The organism is Streptomyces sp. P17 (assembly GCF_032436805.1).
Taxonomy (GTDB): Bacteria; Actinomycetota; Actinomycetes; order Streptomycetales; family Streptomycetaceae; genus Streptomyces.
In genome coordinates this window covers 1-17,824 of record NZ_JAVRBF010000008.1, presented here as the reverse complement: position 1 = coordinate 17,824, position 17,824 = coordinate 1, and the positions used below count along the sequence as shown (strand labels likewise).

The window sequence follows — 17,824 nt, the reverse complement described above, 5'->3', positions numbered from 1 at the left end:
CAAGCGGACGGGGAGGGCACCGGTGACTGACGGACCGATCGATCTGATGCGCCTGGAGGGCGACGGCAACAGCGTCGTCCTGCGCATCACCGGGACGGACGGCCAGGGCGCCGCCGGGAGCCAGGTCCTGACCGGTGCCTTCCTCGTCGAGACGCCTTTCGTGAAGGGCAGTCTCCAGGTCTGGGTCTTCCCCCGTGAGCTGCGGGAGTGGCAGGAGGCGCTGGACGCGCTCGACGCCGGGCGGGACGTCGCGTGGCGTGAGTTCTCCCGGGGGCCCTCGGTGTTCGTCGAGCGCGACGTGGAGGAGGAGCGGGCGCACGTCACGGTGAAGGACAGCGCGGGGTCGCTGACGTCGGTCACGGTCACCGTACCGATGGACGACTCCTGGTTCGACGACGCCTATGAGCGCCTGGAGCTCGTCCGGAAGACCTGGCCTTCGGCCGAGGACTGACGCTAACGGACGCCGCCCGCTTCCGTCGTAGCCGGTACCGGGCGGCGCAGCAGATAGACGCCCGCCGTCGACACCAGCAGCGCCATGCACGCGATGAACACCAGGCCGGCGCCTTCCAGGCCGATCGGCCCGACGAGCAGGCCCACACCGATGACCGGTACCGAGATACCGGCGTAGGCCACCACGAACAGCGCCGAGATCACCGCCGCGCGTTTGTCCTCCTCTGACACCTGGGCCACCGCGGACAGCGCGCCGCGGAACGACAGGCCCTGGCCGGCGCCGCCGACGAGAGCGCTCAGCACCACCAGGGGCAGCAGATCCCAGCGCAGTGCGCCCGCCAGCAGCGCCAGGCCGGCGAGGAGCGCGATGCACCCCAGCGGCAGTGACCTGCCCACGCCGACCGGCCCGACGGCCAGCTGCCCTGCCGTGGACGCGAAGAAGGCCAGCGCGACCACCAGCCCGCTCACCGCGTGGTTGTGCACGTCCAGGGATTGGGCGAGGAAGGACGGGCTGACCGAGGTGAACACCCCGAACAGGGCGAACCCCACGAAGGACGCGGCCGCCGCCGGTCCGAAGACCGCCCGCACCCTCGGGGGCAGACCGGGCTTCTGCGGCCGTACGGTGTTCAGCGGCCGCCGCTCCCGCACCGTCTCCGGAAGCCACACAAGGACGGCGGCGGAGCAGGCCACCAGGGCGAGGTGGACCACGAACGGCAGATACAGCGGCCAGTCCGCGTACTGCGCGAGCACCCCGGCGATCAGCGGCCCGCAGCCCAGGCCGCCCATGTTCGCGGCGGTCGCCACGAACGTGGCCCGCGAGGCGCCGGGCGGTGCCAGTTCGAGGACGTACGCCGAGGCGGCCCCGGTGAACAGGCCCGCGGACAGGCCCGACAGCAGCCGTCCCACATACAGCCGGCCCAGGGCGGTGGCGCCCAGGAAGCAGACGGCGCTCGCGGCCGCGAATCCCAGGCCCCACCACAGCACCGGCCGTCTGCCCACGGCGTCGGAGGCGTTGCCCGCCAGCAGCAGCACGCCGATGACTCCGAAGGCGTACACGGCGTAGACGACCGTGACGGTGAGCTCGGAGAAGTCGAACTTCTCCTGGTACAGGCCGTAGAGGGGGGTCGGGAGCGTCGTACCGGCCATGCACACCGCGAACACCGCTCCGGCGAGCAGGCACGGGCGCCAGCCGCGAAGGTCACCGTCCATGGGCGGGAAGTCCTTCCGTCTCCGGTCACCCATACCCGAATGAAGATGGTCGTATCGGGTGTTCGGCGAGAGGTGTCGGGAGACGCGCGTCACTCGGGCCACTGGGAGTTCTTCACCCTGGCCCGGACCGAGGCGGCCACCGCCATCGGGCCGGTCGACACCCTCGTGGTCGCCGGAGCCGACCGGCTCGCCGAGCAGACCCCGGAAGCGGAGCTCCTGGCCGCGGCCGCCCACCTCGCCGAGCGGACACCCCGGGTCGCCTCGGTCTGCACCGGCGCCTTCGTCCTCGCCGAGCTGGGCCTGCTCGACGGACGCAGTGCGACCACACACTGGCGGCACGCCAACACGCTCGCCCGCCGCCACCCGCGGGTGCGCGTCGAACCGGACGCGCTCCACGTCCGCGACGGCCGCTATGTCACCTCCGCCGGCATCAGCGCGGGCATCGATCTGGCGCTCGCCCTGGTCGAGGCCGACCACGGAGCGGACACGGCAAGGGAGGCCGCCCGTGAACTGGTCGTCTTCATGCAGCGCCCAGGCGGGCAGTCGCAGTTCTCCACGGCCCTGGAGACCCCGCCGCCCCGCAGCGACCTGCTGGCCTCGCTGACCGCGTCCGTGCTCGCCGACCCGGCCGCCGACCACAGCCCGCCCGCCATGGCCGCGGCTGCCGCCCTCAGCACCCGGCACCTGACCCGCCTGTTCCGCACCGAGCTGCACACCACCCCCGCCCGCTGGGTCGAACGCGTCCGCCTCGACCGCGCGCAGCAGCTCCTCCTCGACGGCCACAGCGTCACCTCGGCGGCCCACCACAGCGGCCTCGGCAGCGACGAGACCCTCCGCCGCGCCTTCGCCCGCCACCTGGGCACCACCCCGACGGAATACCGCAGCCGCTTCACCACGACCCGGCCCCCGGCCGGCCCGCCACCGGGGCGCCTCGGCATGCCGGACCGCCCCGGAGGCCCAAAACTGGAGCTGTGCGGCCCGGCCCGCACACGGGGGCGCCGGCCCAGTAGGAGTGAGGCGCCCATGAGTGCGGACGCAAGACGCGTCGCCGTCGTCGGCGACTGCCCGTTACTGCGCAACGGCGTGGCCCATGTCGTCGAGGACGCCGACGGCTTCGCGCCCGCCCTCACCACCCGGTCGGCCGACGAGGCCGTGGACGCGCTCGGACCGGGTGACCTCGCGCTCGTGGACCTCCAGGTACCGGCCGCGTGTCTGTCGGACATGGTGGGACGGCTCACCGCCCGAGGCGTCTCGGTCCTGGTCTTCTCCTCGGGCCTGGACAACCACGCCGTGCCCGCCATGCGCGCCGGCGCCCACGGCTGCGTCAGCCGCCAGGCCGACGAGCGCGAGCTGCTGGCCGCCCTCCGTCTCGTCGCCGACGGCTGCTCCTACATCTCCGCGGATCTCGCCGTACGTCCGGACACCGAGCCGTCCTGCCGGGTCACCGATCGCGAACGGCAGATCCTGGAGCTGATCGCGCACGGGGAGACCGATCACGACATCGCCGGACGGGGGACGAGTTCTCCATCGTGACGGCCCTTCAGGCCATCCGGTACATCAATGAACAGGCGGGTCGGTTCGTCATCGCCGGGGCCAACATCAGCCTCTCGGTGCCGCATGACGTGGCGAGCCACTCCACCGGCTGGACCCCGGTGTGCATCGAATGCGACCGCCTGGTCCGCTCGGGGGTGGTGGTCCTGGCCGCGGCCGGGAACTCCGGGTACGCGGGAGCCGTACGCACGTTGGGCAAGGACTACCGCGGCGCCAGCATCTCCGATCCCGGGAACGCGGAGGCCGTCATCACGGTCGGTTCCACCCACCGCAGCAATCCGCACCGCCACGGCGTCAGCTACTTCTCCAGCCGCGGCCCCACCGGCGACGGCAGGCCGAAGCCCGATCTCCTGGCACCGGGCGAGGACATCGACGGGCCTGTGCCCGATCAGGGCGTCGCCGCACTCCACGGCACCAGTCAGGCGGCGGCGCATGTGAGCGGGGCCGCCGCGATGCTGCTGGCGCGCAACCGGGAGCTGATCGGGCGCCCGGAGCGGATCAAGCAGATCCTGTGCGCGACGGCGACGGATCTGGGCCGGGAGCGGTTCTACCAGGGATACGGCCTGGTCGACGTGTTGCGTGCGATGCAGTCCATCTGAGGGGCCGAGCTCGAAAGGAGCGTGCCATGTTCACCTTCGACTTCCTCAACGCTCGGCACGGAGATGCCTTCCTGGTGCGATGGGGGGCGCCGAAGGAACGGGCCATGCTCGTCGACGGCGGGCCGAGCCAGGTCTTCGAGACATCGCTGCGCGACCGCCTGTCCCAACTGGCTCCGGACGCCCAGGGCGCCCCGAGGATCGATGTCGTCTGTCTGTCCCACGTCGACGACGACCATGTGGTCGGGCTGCTCAAGCTGCTCAGACAGATACAGCGCGCCAGAGACGACCAGGAACCCGATCCCTTCGCCGTGAAGCGGGTCTGGTTCAACTCCGTGGACGAACTGGTGGACCGTGTTTCGCCCGGGCTGAGCGCCTCGACCCAGGAGATCGTCGACCGTGCCGGCGAGAACAGCAGTGCCGTCAGGGCCAGTTAAAACCAGGGCCGTGCCCTACGTGACGTGGCGGCCAAGCTGGGTCTCGACGGCAATCCCCTCTTCGACGGACCGCTCATCGAAGGCGAGGGGGCGACCCTCGACCAGCTGCAGATCACGGTGGTGGCCCCGGACGACGCCGCCCTGGAGAAGCTGACGGCGCGCTGGCTCAAGGCGCGGCAGCTCCAGGACCCGACCGTCATCACGTCGGCCTACACGGACGGCTCCATACAGAACCTCTCCAGCATCGTCCTGCTGCTGGAGCACGACGGCCGTACCGCACTGCTCACCGGAGACGCCAGAGGCGACCGCATCCTCGCCGGGCTGCGCGCCACCGGGCTGCTCAACGACGCGGGACCGCTCCGCGTCGACCTGCTGAAACTTCCTCACCACGGCAGTGATCGCAATGTGGAGAGCGACTTCTTCGACAGCATCCACGCCGATCACTACGTGATCTCCGCCGACGGAGTGAAACACCACCATCCCAGCGAGGAAACCCTGCGCATGCTCGTGCGGCACCGACGCGCCCGCCCTCCTCGACGGAGGCGTCTACGACAACACCGGCACGCAGTCCCTCGACAGCGAGCGCTACCGCGATGTCTTCCTGCTCGTCCTCAACGCCGGCGGCCTGCTGCGCCCCGGCGTCTACAGCGGCATCCCCGTCATCCGCGATCTCGCGCGCGCCAACTCCCTCTTGTATCGCCAGAGTACGGCGCTGCGCACGCGGCTGATCGTCGAGCGCTGCCAGCGTGGCCGAACCGCGGGCCCCGACGAACCGCTGCCCCCGGGCACCCGCAGGGGCGTCCTGGCGGGCCTGGCCACGGACTTCCCCCAGGACTCCGCCGGGCAGTTGGACGAGTGGCGGAACACCTTCGAAGAGCACCGCACCCACGACGGCCGCGATCTGGCACTCGTACCGACCGTCTTCGACGAACTGCAAGAACCCCTGTGCCGGGCCCTGGTGTACCGCGGCTGGTGGCTGGCGGGCGCCGGGCTCGCGGCCTTCCACCCACACCGCCTGCCGGAGATGGCCTCACTCAAGGCTCCGCCACTGTGACGGCCCTTGTTTGCGGGTGCAGTTCCTTGTCGAACGCGCTGTCATCACGCCGTCAGGTGGTTCACCGGAACTGATGAGCCGGGTGGACGCCGGAGAGAGCGACCGGCAGCATTGCCCGCCGGCGGCAATCCGGCCGCCCTGCCCTCGGCGCACAACGCGCCTCATTTCAGGAGTACTTGGTGTTCACAGGGTTTCGCTCGTTCCTGCTGCGCGGCAACGTGGTCGATCTGGCGGTCGGTATCGTGATCGGCGCCGCGTTCACCGCCGTTGTCACCGGCTTCGTCACCGCGTTCCTCACACCACTGATCGGTGTGGCGACCGGTGCGGTCGGCGACTTCAGCAAGCAGACGTTCACCGTCGGGGAGACCGTCTTCCCCTACGGCGCCTTCCTGAACGCCCTGATCAGTTTCGTGCTGGTCGCCGCGGTGATCTACTTCGCCGTGGTGCTGCCCGTGGGCCGGCTGCAGGAGCGTTTCAACCCGGTCAAGGACCAGCCGGTGGCCAAGACGGACTGCCCGGACTGCCTCAGCACCGTGCCCGCCGCAGCACTGCGATGCGCTTTCTGCACCTCCGAACTGGCAGGCCGCCCCGGATTCCCCGCCCAGGCAACCACCTCCGTGGGCTGACCGCCCTCGCGGGGACTGGACGGCTCGCATGCCGAGGTGACTCGTAGCCACACCTCCAAGGGCTACGTTCCTCCGGCCCTGCCGCTCCTTTGTGCATAGCGCCATGCGCGCTATGCACACCCAGCCTCCCGCCGCTGGAGCGCGGCGGCGCGTTGTGACGCGTCGAATGACGAGCACCGCCACCGCGCCGCCTGTCACACCAGACGTCTGATCTCTCCGCGCACTCGGTAGAAGCCACCCGAGGAGGAGTGCAACGCGTCCACCACATAGCGTGCGCCGGGCTCGCGTATCGCACGAGGGAACTGGACGTTCCAACTCGGCTCGTAGCCCTCGGAGACCACACGCACGCGCACTCGTCCTCCTTGCTCAAAGCACTCCACGACGACTCCGCTCCCCGCTGCGGGGACAGCGCTGACCGTGGCAACGGAGGCGGCCGTGGTCAGCGGTGCGTACGTCGGCAGCGCAGCCGCCAGTTTGATGTCCGCGGCAACCGGGACGGTGCCCGACTGAGCAGCGTTGATCGCGGCCTCGCTCGCGTCGATGCAGGCAAGTGAGCCGTCGGTGGAGACGATGTACAGCTTCTCGTCGTGGTACTGCATGGAGAGTGCCGAGCCGCCGCCGGTGCCGAGCTTCCACAGCCGGGTGCCATCGGCGGTGAAGCAGTAGACGGAGGAAGCGGAGTCACCCGCGAAGACGTACCGCCCGCCGGTGGACGTGGCACACGAGTACACCGCGGCGTCGCACTGATAGGAAGCCTCGACGGACCCGGAGGACTTGGCGAGCCGCTGGACGACCCGCCGTCCCGTCCCGGCGTAGACCGCGTTCTCCTCCTGCCATCCGAAGAGCACATTGCCGCTGGTCGCGGTGTGCCAGAGCTGGCTGGTGCCGTCCGCCGCGTAAGCCGTCACACCATGGCTGTGGCCGTGGTACACGGCACGGTCGTCGGCCCGCACCATCCACCCTTGCTCCCCGGACGAGTTGCGCGACCACTGGAGCTCGTCCTCATGGTCGATGACCGTCAGCCCGCCGCTGCGGTCGGAGACATTCAGCACGCCCGCGTGGATGTCCAGCCAGAAGATGTCCACCTCAGCCGCGATCTCGTAAGCGGCGAACGGCACCTTCGCCGACAGGTCGTACACCCGGCCGTCGTCACAGCCCGCGTAGATCCAGAAATCGTCCGCCACCAGGCACTTCACACCGTCGGGCAGGGAGTAGTGAGCCAGCACCTCACCGTCGTGGCTCAAGTTGTAGACGCTGCCGTTCTGGTTGCCGACCCAGCAGCGGTCCTCGTCCACATGGATACCGAACGCCGAGGCGCCCGTACGGAACCGCCACAGCACCGGGGCGGTCGCCCGCGCCGTGGACGGGGCGGACGTCACCTGACGGCGCGTCACGGGACGGGCCGCGCGCTGCCCCTGAACGGCGGGCGCATACCCCTTCCGCACCTTCTCGGCTATCTTCTTCGCCGCCGCTGCCTTCGCCTTCTCGGCGGTCGGAAAGGTGGAGGTCTGGCGCTGCCCGTCCACGCCGATCCGCCCGTACCGCACGGAGACGGTGGCCCCTTCGACGGTCACCTCGTAGAACTTGTGGGCACCGCCGCTTTCCTGAGACAGCTCCAGATACGTCGTGTTCCCCGACTGTCGTGCCTGCGCAGCGGACACAGCACACCCCTCCCCAAAGGCCCGATCGGCCGGTACGGCCGATCTCCGGTGACTCCAAACTAGTGGTCACCACTGACATCGACGGCTGGCCGGCTTGGGGGGTGACCCGAACGATCCGCTCGCCGCCATGGACGCTGCCGAGACCACGACCAAGGCGACGGCCGGACTTGGCAGCCCAGCCCGTCACGTGCGTTCAGCCGTCAGCCGTCGTTGTGCGGGATGGCGGAGACAGGAGACGACGACCACGAAGGGCCAGAGGGACTGCATGAACGTCACCAGGCGTTCGGCGACTCCGATGGTGCCCTGCTGACGCACCTCGAACAGAAACCAGACGGCGCCCATGCCCATCAGAGCGCTCGCGAGCAGTGAGGGCGTGGGCCGCAGGCCCCATGGGGCGGCTCCGTCTCGATGCGCGGCGAGAAGCGGCCACACCGCGAGGAGGGTGAAGCCGACCACGGCAACGGAACCATGGCGCAGGTCGCCCCGGCTGGTCGCCGCCGGTACCACCACCACCGCCAGGGCCGAAACGCCGCCGCCCGCCAGCGCCATACGGCCGGCGAACGCGGCCGCGCGCAATCCCCAGGCGGTGAGCAGGTGACAGACGCCGACGGCGAGCAGCGCCGCGGTCATCACCCAGAATCCCGCGGCTCCGCAGGCCGCCAGGACGCTGATCGTCTGCGTGGCCGAGTCATAGGCGGACCCCTCCAGCAGCGCCGCGATGGCCCACCCGGCCACCAGAAGAGCAGGCGCGCATCCGGACGAGAAGAACGCCCACCAAGGGACAAGTCGCATCAGACCACCGTAAATCGCCGATGGTTGTCCGCAGGACGAACACCACGAGGCCCGCCCGTTGTCTCACCCGGCCGCCCGGGCGGGTCGCCGATCGCCGTCGGTCGCCGTTCCTATGATGGCCGCATGCACGGCCTGCGCGAGCTCGCGGAGGGCACACCGCCGGAGCGGGAACGCTACATCGACCTGCTGCGGGCGCTGGCCATCGTCATCGTGGTGCTCGGCCACTGGACGGTCATCGTGGTCACCGGCGGGGCCGGCGGCCTGGACGGCTTCAGCGCCCTCGAAGTGCTGCCGTGGGGCCGCCCGATCACCTGGCTGCTCCAGGTGATGCCGGTGTTCTTCCTGGTGGGCGGGTTCGCCAACGCCGCCTCGCTGACGTCACGCACCCGTGGGCGCGGCGACGCCGGGGACTGGTTGCTCGACCGCAGCGCGCGACTCGTACCGCCGACGACCGTACTGCTGATGACACTTGCCGCCGCCGCGCTGATCGCCCGGCTGGCGGGTGTCGAACCGGTCGAGGTGGGACGGGCGGTGTGGCTGGCCTCGATCCCGCTGTGGTTTCTGCTCGTGTATCTCGTGGTGGTCTTCCTGACCCCGCTCATGCACCGCCTGCATCGGAGGTTCGGGCTGGTCGTGCCGCTGGTGCTGGTGGGGCTGGTCGCCGCGGGCGACGTGGTGCGGCTGGTGTCCGACGCGTCGGCGCCGCAGTGGGGCAACTACCTGTTCGCCTGGCTGGCGGTGCATCAGATCGGCTTCGCCTGGCAGGACGGGACGTTGCCGGTGCGGCCCACGGCGGCCGTGCCGCTGCTGGTGGGGGGTTCCGCGGTGGCGGTGCTGCTGACGGTGGCCGGCCCCTACCCGGTCAGCATGGTCGACGTCCCCGGTACGTCGTTTCGCAACCTCTCGCCGCCGACGCTCGCGCTGCTCGCGTTGGCAACGGCTCAGCTCGGGCTGGTGCTGCTGCTGCGCGACGCGGGGAACCGGTGGCTGCGAGGGTTCGGGCCGTGGATGGCCGTGATCGCCGTGAACTCGGTGATTCTGACCGTGTTGCTGTGGCACATGAGCGCGTTCGTGCTCGTCGCCTGTGCCGGGTACGCGTTCGGGCTGTTCCCGCTGCCCGAACCCCCTGGCAGGACAGGCGCCTGGCTGCTGTGGAAGCTGCCATGGCTGGTCCTGCTCCTCCTGGTGCTCGGCACGTTGGTGGCCGTCGTCGGCAGGGTCGAACGACGCGGTGCTGCTTCCTCGCGCAGTCCGTGGGCACCTCGGGCACTCGGCCGCCCCGGGCCCCGCGCCCTCGCGACCTGCATCGGTTACGCGGCCTGCGTGCTCGGTCTGCTCGGTGTCGCCGTCACCGGCCCGGCCGAGCACGGCACCCTGGGACTCCCGGCCGCGGGGCTGGCCGCCTTCCTGTTCGGCGCCGCCGTGCTCCGCGCGGCACGCGGCGTACGAGGCAGGAGACGCAACGGGGATCCCGCGGTCACCTGACGACGGATCAGCAAGACCTCTGACCCCTCGCGGGTGCGCCGACCCGCCCTCAAGACCCGTGTCGGCCGAGCGGCTGTCGAAGCGCTTCGACGATGACATTCTCCCTGTGGTCTGTCAATGGGCCCGTAAAAGAGAGCATCGCCCGGTCAAGGCCCTTGTTTCACACGAAACTTGTCCGTTAGCTTTCCCGCCGGGAAGTGAAGCGCTTCGACAGCCGCCATAGCAAGCACTGCCGCCACCCGCCCTGACGGTCTGTCAGCGCACGACTCGGCTCTCCGTACCGGAGGAAACGTCATGACGACTCGCAGCATCACCGACCGCCTGGGCGGCCTGGCCTTCGGCGGGGACTACAACCCCGAGCAGTGGGACGAGCCGGTCTGGAAGGAGGACGACGAGCTCATGCGCCGGGCCAGGGTCAATCTGGCCACAGTGGGCGTCTTCTCCTGGGCCCTGCTCGAACCGGAGGAGGGACGCTACGACTTCGCCTGGCTCGACGCCCACATCGACCGCCTGCACGCGAACGGCGTGGCCGTCGACCTCGCCACCCCGACCGCCTCCCCGCCGCCCTGGTTCACCCTGGCCCACCCCGACGCGCTGGCGGTCAGGGCCGACGGCACCCGCCTCGTCCACGGCAGCCGCGACACGTACTGCCTCGCCGCCCCCGCCTACCGCAGCGCGGCCCGCCGGATCGCCTCCGCGCTCGCCGAGCGATACGGCGACCATCCCGCCCTCGCGCTGTGGCACGTGCACAACGAGTACGGCACGCTCTGCTGGTGCGACCACACGGCCGCGGCGTTCCGGGTGTGGCTGCGCGCCCGCCACGGCTCACTGGACGCCCTCAACGAGGCCTGGGGAACGGCCTTCTGGAGCCAGCGCTACACCTCCTGGGAGCAGGTACTGCCGCCTCGCGCGACGCAGTGGCACAAGAACCCCGGCCAGGCACTGGACTTCCACCGCTTCTGGTCCGACGAGATCATCGCCGCCTACCGCGAGCAGCGCGACGCGATCCGCGCGCACAGCGACCGGCCGGTGACGACCAACCTGATGCTGCCCGCGTACCAGAACATCGACCTGTGGACCTTCGCCCGGGAACTCGACCTGGTCACCTGTGACCAGTACCCCGGCGCGCCCGGCCTGGCGGCCGCCGCCGACGTCGCCTTCCACGCTGACCGTGCCCGCTCCCTGGGCGGCGGCCGTCCCTGGCTGCTGATGGAGCAGGGCACCAGCACCGTCTACGACGGCGACCGGGTCCTCGCCAAGGACCCCGGTGACATCCTGCGCCACACCCTCGGCCACATCGCGCGGGGCTCGGAAGGCGCCCTCTTCTTCCAGTGGCGGCAGTCCCGGGCCGGCGCCGAGACCTGGCACTCGGGGATGGTGCCGCACGCAGGGCCCGACAGCCGGATCTTCCGCGAGGTCACACAGACCGGGGAGGCGGTCGCCCGCCTCGGCGACCTGGCGGGATCGACGGTGTCCGCGTCGGTGGCCGTGCTGCACGACCCGGACGCCTGGTGGGCACTCGGCGTGGACGGCCTGCCCTCCCCGGAGCTCGACTACCACTCGGCACTCGCCCGGGCGCACCGCACGCTGTGGGACGCCGGCGTCACGGTCGACTTCGCCCACCCCGAACACGAGTTGAGCCACTTCCCGCTCGTCGTCGCACCGGCCCTGTTCCTCCTCTCCGACCGGGCGGCCGAGAATCTGCGCCGTTACGTCGCCGACGGCGGGACGCTCCTCGTCCAGCACGCGAGCGGCTACGCCGACGAGCGCCTCCACGCCCGCCTCGGCGGCTACCCGGCCGCTCCCCTGCGCGAGGCAGTGGGCATCCGCGTCGAGGAGTACCGGCCACTGCGGCGCGGCGAGCGGATCGCCCTGTCGGACGGAACACAGGGCACGGTGTGGAGCGAGTCCCTGCGTACCGAGGGCGCGGAGACGCTCGCCACCTACACCCACGGCATGCTCACGGGCAGCCCCGCCCTCACCCGGCACCGCTCCGGCACCGGGCAGGGCTGGTATCTCTCCACCCGCCTGGACGACGCCGCCTACGCCGCCCTGGTCGGCCGCCTGCTGAAGGAGGCCGGCGTCGAACCGGGCGTACCTGGCCTGCCGGCCGGTGTCGAAGCCGTCACCCGGCACGCATCCGACGGCCGCCACTGGCACGTCCTGCTCAACCACACCCCCGAGGCCGTGTCCTTGCCGGACCCCGCCCACGATCTGCTCACCGATGAACTCACCCACGAACTGCCGCCCGGCGGTTGCGCGGTTCTACGCGGGCACTGACCTCGAAGGGGCCGCCATGACCACGGAACAAGGGACCTTCCACTGGGGGAACGGGGCCCTTCACCTCGAGATCGTCCTCGATGACGAGGGCAGTCCGCGCCTCACGCATCTCGGACCGCCCGGCGAAGCGCAGCGACTCCCCGGTGCGTCCCTGCCCCTGGTGGAGGTGACGGCCGCCGGTCATGGCCGTGGCTGGTCGGGCAACCGACTTGTGGGCACCGAACTCGGCGGGCGGCTGCGCCACCGGAGCCACCGCGCGACCCACGACGGCGACTGGCACACACTGACCGTGCATCTCCACGATCCGGAAACCGGTCTGGTAGCGGAGGTGACCTACCGGTCACCGGACGGCATCCCCGTGCTCCGCAGCGAGGTGACCCTGCGCAACGAAGGGCAGACCACGCTGCACCTGGAGTCGGTCAGCTCGCTCGCGGTGGGCTGCCTCACCCCGCAGGATCCGGCGGCCCTCGACGCCGCGGACCTGCTGTGGGCGGAGAACGACTGGCTCGCCGAATGCCGCTGGCAGCGACAGCCGATGCGCCTGACGACACCGGCCCTCAGCGGCCGCGTGAGCTACGGGCACGGCAGAGCCGGCTTCGCCCTCAACGGGCAGGGCGCCTGGTCCAGTTGCGGACGCCTCCCCATGGGCGGCCTGACGGACCGGCGTACCGGCCGCACCTGGGTGTGGCAGATCGAGCACAACGGCGGGGGCTGGCGCTGGGAATGCGAAGAGCGGGACAAGGCAGCCTACGCGGCGCTGTTCGGACCCACCGACACCCACCACGGCTGGCGGCACTCACTCGAACCCGGCGCCGTCTTCCGCACCGTACCCGCCGCGTTGTCCTTCAGCGCCGACGGCGGCCCGGACGAGGCGTTCGCCGCGCTGACCCGCTACCGCCGCGCCCAGCGCCGCCCGCACGCCGACCACCAGCGCCTTCCCGTCGTCTTCAACGACTACATGAACTGCCTGATGGGCGACCCCACGACCGAGAAGCTGGTGCCGCACATCGACGCGGCGGCCGAGGCGGGCGCGGAGTACTTCGTGATCGACGCCGGCTGGTACGACGGCGACAACGGCGGCTGGTGGGACACCGTCGGCGCGTGGGAGCCCGCCGCATCCCGGTTCCCCGGGGCGCGCGGCATCCACGAGGTGCTGGACCGCATCCGGGAGCGCGGCATGGTTCCGGGTCTGTGGCTGGAGCCGGAGGTGATCGGCGTACGCAGTCCGCTGGCCGAGTCCCTGCCCGACGAGGCGTTCTTCCGGCGGGGCGGGGTGCGCGTCACGGAGGCCGGCCGGCACCACCTGGACCTGCGCCACCCGGCCGCCCGTGCCCACCTGAACGAGGTCGTGGACCGTCTGGTCGGCGAGTGGGGCGTCGGGTACCTCAAACTCGACCACAACATCGACCCCGGCTCCGGCACCAGCGCCCACCCCGGGGAGGCCCCCGGCGCCGGACTGCTCGGCCACAACCGGGCGCATCTCGACTGGCTCGACGGCGTCCTCGACCGGTACCCGCAGCTGGTGCTGGAGAACTGCTCCTCCGGCGGCATGCGCTGGGACCACGCCATGCTCTCCCGGCTGCAGTTGCAGTCCACCAGCGATCAGCAGAACCTCCACCTGTACGCGCCCATCGCGGCCTCCGCGCCCACCGCCGTCACCCCCGAACAGGGTGCCGTCTGGGCCTACCCGCAGCCGGAGGACTCCCCGGACGAGGTGGCCTTCACCATGGCCAACGCGCTCCTCGGCCGGATCCATCTCTCCGGCCGCATTCCCGAACTCTCGCCGGAGGCCCGCGCCCTGGTCCACGAGGCGGTTGCGGCGTACAAGGCCATCCGCGCCGACCTGCCGGGGTCCGTGCCGTCCTGGCCACTGGGCCTTCCCGCCTGGGACGACCCCTGGATCGCCCTGGCCCTGCGCACTCCCGCCACCACCTACCTCACCGCCTGGCGCCGCCCCGGAACCGACGCCACGGCGACGCTCCACCTGCCCCACCTGCGGGAGGCCGCCGCCCGGGTCGACCTGCTCTACCCCTCGGTCAGCCGGGCCGTCTCCGCCTGGATGCCCGACACGGCCGAGCTGAGCCTGACCCTGCCCACCGCGCCGTCCGCCGTTCTGCTCCGCATCACCGCCACGGACCCCGGCCCTTCCTGAACCACCCCACGCCCGCAGCACGAATCGACGAGAGGACCTATCGGGTGCCCCCTCTGCGCCAGCCGGACGGACGCTTCGCCAACCCCGTGATCCCCGGCTTCCATCCCGACCCCAGCGTGTGCCGCGTCGACGACGACTACTACGTGGCCTGTTCCAGCTTCGAGTACTTCCCCGGGGTCCCCCTCTTCCACAGCCGTGACCTGGTGCACTGGACGCAGATCGGCAACGCCCTGGACCGGCCGGAACAACTGCGGCTGTCGGACGCGTGGTCCTCCGGCGGGATCTACGCGCCCACGCTGCGCCACCACGACGGCCGCTTCTGGCTGATCGTCACCAACTGCACCGAGGGCGGCGGCAACCTGATCGTCACCGCCACCGACCCCGCCGGACCCTGGTCGGACCCCATCTGGGCGCCAGGTGTCCCCGGCATCGATCCCGACCTGGTCTGGGACGAGGACGGCACGTGCTGGTGCACGGTCGCCGGGGTCTCGCAGGTCCGTCTCGACCCGTCCACCGGGCAGACGTACGGGACTCCGCACCGGCTCTGGTCGGGCAAGCCCGGCGCCAAGGCCCCGGAGGCGCCGCACCTGTACCGGATCGGCGACTACTGGTACCTGCTCATCGCCGAGGGCGGCACCGAGCGCGGCCACGGTGTCTCGATCGCCCGCGGCCGTACGCCCGCCGGCCCCTTCGAGCCGTGCCCGGCCAACCCGATCCTCACCCACCGCGGCACCGACCACCCCGTCCAGAACACCGGGCACGCGGACCTGGTCCAGGGACCCGACGGCTCGTGGTGGGCGGTACTCCTCGGCGTCCGCCCGGGCGGCGGCACGCCGGGCTGGCACGTGCTCGGGCGGGAGACCTTCCTGGCCCCCGTGACCTGGGTGGACGACTGGCCGGTCGTCGGCGAGGTCGCCCTGGATCTGCCCGAGCTGCCGTGGCCGCTCTCCCCCAGCCCTGTCGAGGAGCACCGGGACGACTTCGAACTCGCCGGACTGCGACCGTCCTGGATCTCCCTGCGCGACCGGCCCGCCGTCCACTGCACCACCAAGGAGCGCCCCGGCTGGCTGTCCCTCCGCGCGCGGGGCCGCTCCCTGGACGAGGCCGACGTGGTGTTCACCGGTCGGCGTCAGCAGCATCTGTCGTGCCGGGCACGCACTCTGATCGATACGGCGGAGGGAAGCGGCGGGCTCGCCGTCCGGCTGGACGAGCGGCACCACTACGCGATCGAGGCGTCCGGCACGCGGGTCCAAGTGATCGCGCGCGTCGGCTCGTTGCGGACGGTCGTAGCCACGCAGCCCGTGCCCGCCGGGCCGGTGGTCCTCGCCGTCACGATCACGGACCCGCCGCCCCCGCACGGCCCGACCACCGGACCCGACGTCGTCTCCCTCGGCGTCGAGCAGCCCGACGGCTCGTTCACCGAACTCGCGACCCTCGACGGCCGCTACCTGTCGACCGAGGTCGCCGGCGGCTTCACCGGCCGGGTCATCGGCATGTACGCCGCCGAAGGAACCGTCCACTTCGACTGGTTCGACTACGAGCCCCTCGACGGCTGAACCCACCGAACAGGTACCGACAGAAAGGAACGACACATGAAGCTGATACGGCAACCCGCACACCACCGCAGACGAGGCCCAGGCCGCCTGGCCGCCCTGCTGCTGACGCTGGTCGTCATGGTGGGGCTGACCGGCGGCACCGCGCTGGCCGCGCCCGACGGCACGAAGAAGGCGTCACCGTCGGCGGTCACTGTCCCGGCTTCCGCCATGGACGCCGTCGCGGCGATGCAGCCCAGCTGGAACCTGGGCAACACCCTGGACGCCATTCCCAACGAGGATTCCTGGGGCAACGGGCAGACCACCAAGGCGACGTTCGAGAAGATCGCCGCGGAGGGGTTCCGCAGCGTCCGCATCCCGGTCACGTGGAGCGGCCACCAGTCCGCCACCGCGCCGTACACCATCGACGCCACCTACATGGCACGCGTCAAGCAGCTCGTCGACTGGGCGCAGGACAGCGGCCTGTACGTCGTGCTCAATGTCCACCACGACTCGTGGCAGTGGGTCGAGAAGATCACGAGCGACCACGACAACGTGATGGCCCGCTTCAACTCCACCTGGTCCCAGATCGCCACGGCCTTCCGTGACGAGCCGCGCACTCTGGTCTTCGAGGGCATCAACGAGCCGAGCTTCGCCGGCGCCACGGATGCGCAGAAGTTCAAGTACCTGCGGGAACTGCAGACCGCGTTCCACTCCGTGGTCCGCTCCTCGGGCGGCGCGAACGCGAGCCGCCTGCTGAGCTTGACCACGCCGGGCGGCAGCCCCGACCAGGCGTTCATGGACGATCTGTACGCCACTATCACCGGGCTGAACGACAGTCAGCTCGTGGCGCAGGTGCACTTCTACAGCTGGTATCCGTTCAGCGTGAACGTCGCGGGCGGCACCCTCTACGACGCCACCGCGCAGAAGAACCTGGACGACACCTTCGCCAACATGTACAAGACCTTCGTCGCCAGGGGCATCCCGGTCTACATCGGCGAGTACGGTCTGCTCGAATATCCCAATCACTTCCGCCCCTCCCGCGTCGAGCGGGGCGAGGCGCTGAAGTACTACGAGCATGTCGGCTACACGGCGCGCAGGTACGGCATCACCACCGCCCTGTGGGACCCGTTCTCGTACCTGAACCGCGACACCCTCCAGTGGCGTGACCCGGCCCTGTTCGCCTGGATCAAGTCGAGCTGGACCACCCGCTCGGGCACGGCCTCCTTCGACAAGGTCTTCGTGCCGAAGTCCAGCCCGGTCACCGCCAAGTCGCTCACGCTGAACCTCAACGGCACCAGCTTCCGAGGGGTGTGGCAGGGCAACACCAAGCTGACCGCGGGACGGGACTACACCGTCTCCGGCAACCAGCTGACCTTCACCGCCAAGGCGCTGACCCGCCTGGTCGGCGACCGCGCCTACGGCGTCAACTCGACGCTCCAGGCCCGTTTCTCCAGAGGCCTGCCCTGGAACATCGACGTCGTCACCAACGACGTTCCGGTCCTGACGGACGCCACCGGCACCACCGAGTCGTTCGCCGTTCCCACCCGGTACCGGGGCAACGACCTGGCGACCATGCACGCCACGTACACCGACGGCAGCAACGCCGGCCCGACCGACTGGACGCCGTACCAGGAGTTCAACAAGGCGTTCTCGCCCGACTACCCGAACGGGACGATCATCCTGACCCCCGAGTTCCTCGGCTCGCTTCGCGACGGGGAACCGGCGACGCTGGTATTCCACTTCTACAGCGGCGCCAAGGTCACCTACCAGGTCACCAAGTCCGGCACCTCGGTCACCGGCACGGTCTCCTGACCGGCCACTCCTTCGCCCTGGCCGCCCGCTCCCCCGGGCGGCCAGGGTGGCGCTGGGGTCGGTTTCCTCGTCACCGGTCACGCGCGCATGGTTCGAAGCGCTTCACGAAGCTTGGAGAGCTGGATGGTCACCCTCGCCGAGGTCGCCCAGCACGCCGGAGTGTCGGCGAGCACGGTGAGCTATG

15 protein-coding genes are annotated in these 17,824 nt (G+C 70.8%); 11 read left to right on the top strand and 4 right to left on the bottom strand.

The annotated features are described in order from the left end of the window. Positions 1 to 22: 22 nt before the first annotated feature. Positions 23 to 451: a DUF5959 family protein gene (locus RMT89_RS06885; protein WP_315883023.1), complete on the top strand. Its 429-nt coding sequence runs from the start codon at positions 23 to 25 to the stop codon at positions 449 to 451. A gap of 2 nt (positions 452 to 453) precedes the next feature. Here the strand turns inward: RMT89_RS06885 and RMT89_RS06880 are convergent, their stop codons facing one another. Next, positions 454 to 1,659, bottom strand: a complete 1,206-nt coding sequence (locus RMT89_RS06880; RefSeq protein ID WP_315883022.1) for an MFS transporter — start codon at positions 1,657 to 1,659, stop codon at positions 454 to 456. A 72-nt stretch (positions 1,660 to 1,731) separates the two neighbouring features. Here RMT89_RS06880 and RMT89_RS06875 point away from each other — a divergent pair, with 72 nt between their 5' ends. Genes RMT89_RS06875 through RMT89_RS06865 form a run of 3 tightly spaced genes read left to right on the top strand, consistent with a single transcriptional unit; the run spans position 1,732 to position 4,243 of the window. Then, the gene (locus tag RMT89_RS06875; protein WP_315883021.1) at positions 1,732 to 3,192 is read left to right on the top strand and encodes a helix-turn-helix domain-containing protein; all 1,461 of its coding nucleotides are present in this window, start codon (positions 1,732 to 1,734) and stop codon (positions 3,190 to 3,192) included. After that, on the top strand, positions 3,189 to 3,809 hold the full coding sequence (locus tag RMT89_RS06870; RefSeq protein WP_315883020.1) for a S8 family serine peptidase: 621 nt from the start codon (positions 3,189 to 3,191) through the stop codon (positions 3,807 to 3,809). Before RMT89_RS06875 ends, RMT89_RS06870 begins: the two co-directional genes overlap by 4 nt. 26 nt (positions 3,810 to 3,835) lie before the next feature. Further along, positions 3,836 to 4,243 carry an MBL fold metallo-hydrolase gene (locus RMT89_RS06865; RefSeq protein WP_315883019.1) on the top strand — a complete coding sequence of 136 codons (408 nt, stop codon included), beginning with the start codon at positions 3,836 to 3,838 and terminating at the stop codon, positions 4,241 to 4,243. 15 nt (positions 4,244 to 4,258) lie between these two features. Here the strand turns inward: RMT89_RS06865 and RMT89_RS06860 are convergent, their stop codons facing one another. After that, positions 4,259 to 4,759, bottom strand: a complete 501-nt coding sequence (locus tag RMT89_RS06860; RefSeq protein WP_315883018.1) for a hypothetical protein — start codon at positions 4,757 to 4,759, stop codon at positions 4,259 to 4,261. Between the two features lie 175 nt (positions 4,760 to 4,934). Here RMT89_RS06860 and RMT89_RS06855 point away from each other — a divergent pair, with 175 nt between their 5' ends. Continuing rightward, the gene (locus RMT89_RS06855; RefSeq protein WP_315883017.1) at positions 4,935 to 5,297 is read left to right on the top strand and encodes a hypothetical protein; all 363 of its coding nucleotides are present in this window, start codon (positions 4,935 to 4,937) and stop codon (positions 5,295 to 5,297) included. 179 nt (positions 5,298 to 5,476) lie between these two features. Continuing rightward, positions 5,477 to 5,923 carry a large conductance mechanosensitive channel protein MscL gene (mscL, locus tag RMT89_RS06850; protein WP_315883016.1) on the top strand — a complete coding sequence of 149 codons (447 nt, stop codon included), beginning with the start codon at positions 5,477 to 5,479 and terminating at the stop codon, positions 5,921 to 5,923. A gap of 194 nt (positions 5,924 to 6,117) precedes the next feature. Here the strand turns inward: mscL and RMT89_RS06845 are convergent, their stop codons facing one another. Further along, positions 6,118 to 7,584 (bottom strand): WGR domain-containing protein, encoded by a 1,467-nt coding sequence (locus RMT89_RS06845; RefSeq protein WP_315883015.1) that lies wholly within the window; start codon positions 7,582 to 7,584, stop codon positions 6,118 to 6,120. A 183-nt stretch (positions 7,585 to 7,767) separates the two neighbouring features. Beyond that, positions 7,768 to 8,376: a DUF998 domain-containing protein gene (locus tag RMT89_RS06840; RefSeq protein WP_315883014.1), complete on the bottom strand. Its 609-nt coding sequence runs from the start codon at positions 8,374 to 8,376 to the stop codon at positions 7,768 to 7,770. A 123-nt stretch (positions 8,377 to 8,499) separates the two neighbouring features. Here RMT89_RS06840 and RMT89_RS06835 point away from each other — a divergent pair, with 123 nt between their 5' ends. The 5 genes from RMT89_RS06835 to RMT89_RS06815 all read left to right on the top strand — a co-directional run bounded on the left by RMT89_RS06835 (position 8,500) and on the right by RMT89_RS06815 (position 17,640). Next, positions 8,500 to 9,861, top strand: coding sequence for an acyltransferase (locus RMT89_RS06835; protein WP_315883013.1), 1,362 nt, complete (start codon positions 8,500 to 8,502; stop codon positions 9,859 to 9,861). A gap of 294 nt (positions 9,862 to 10,155) precedes the next feature. Further along, positions 10,156 to 12,141 carry a beta-galactosidase gene (locus RMT89_RS06830; protein ID WP_315883012.1) on the top strand — a complete coding sequence of 662 codons (1,986 nt, stop codon included), beginning with the start codon at positions 10,156 to 10,158 and terminating at the stop codon, positions 12,139 to 12,141. 16 nt (positions 12,142 to 12,157) lie between these two features. Next, a complete protein-coding gene (locus tag RMT89_RS06825; protein WP_315883011.1) occupies positions 12,158 to 14,293 on the top strand; it encodes an alpha-galactosidase in 2,136 nt (711 codons plus the stop codon). A 44-nt stretch (positions 14,294 to 14,337) separates the two neighbouring features. Further along, positions 14,338 to 15,849: a glycoside hydrolase family 43 protein gene (locus tag RMT89_RS06820; protein ID WP_315883010.1), complete on the top strand. Its 1,512-nt coding sequence runs from the start codon at positions 14,338 to 14,340 to the stop codon at positions 15,847 to 15,849. A gap of 36 nt (positions 15,850 to 15,885) precedes the next feature. Then, complete coding sequence (locus RMT89_RS06815) at positions 15,886 to 17,640, top strand: cellulase family glycosylhydrolase (RefSeq protein WP_315883009.1); 1,755 nt, start codon at positions 15,886 to 15,888, stop codon at positions 17,638 to 17,640. Positions 17,641 to 17,824 lie beyond the last annotated feature (184 nt).

Excerpts from the sequence above, each read along its gene's own strand:
- RMT89_RS06825 (WP_315883011.1), top strand. The coding sequence starts at position 12,158 with ATGACCACGGAACAAGGGACCTTCCACTGGGGGAACGGGGCCCTTCAC.
- RMT89_RS06880 (WP_315883022.1), bottom strand. The coding sequence starts at position 1,659 with ATGGACGGTGACCTTCGCGGCTGGCGCCCGTGCCTGCTCGCCGGAGCG.
- RMT89_RS06865 (WP_315883019.1), top strand. The coding sequence starts at position 3,836 with ATGTTCACCTTCGACTTCCTCAACGCTCGGCACGGAGATGCCTTCCTG.
- RMT89_RS06840 (WP_315883014.1), bottom strand. The coding sequence starts at position 8,376 with ATGCGACTTGTCCCTTGGTGGGCGTTCTTCTCGTCCGGATGCGCGCCT.
- RMT89_RS06835 (WP_315883013.1), top strand. The coding sequence starts at position 8,500 with ATGCACGGCCTGCGCGAGCTCGCGGAGGGCACACCGCCGGAGCGGGAA.
- RMT89_RS06830 (WP_315883012.1), top strand. The coding sequence starts at position 10,156 with ATGACGACTCGCAGCATCACCGACCGCCTGGGCGGCCTGGCCTTCGGC.
- RMT89_RS06815 (WP_315883009.1), top strand. The coding sequence starts at position 15,886 with ATGAAGCTGATACGGCAACCCGCACACCACCGCAGACGAGGCCCAGGC.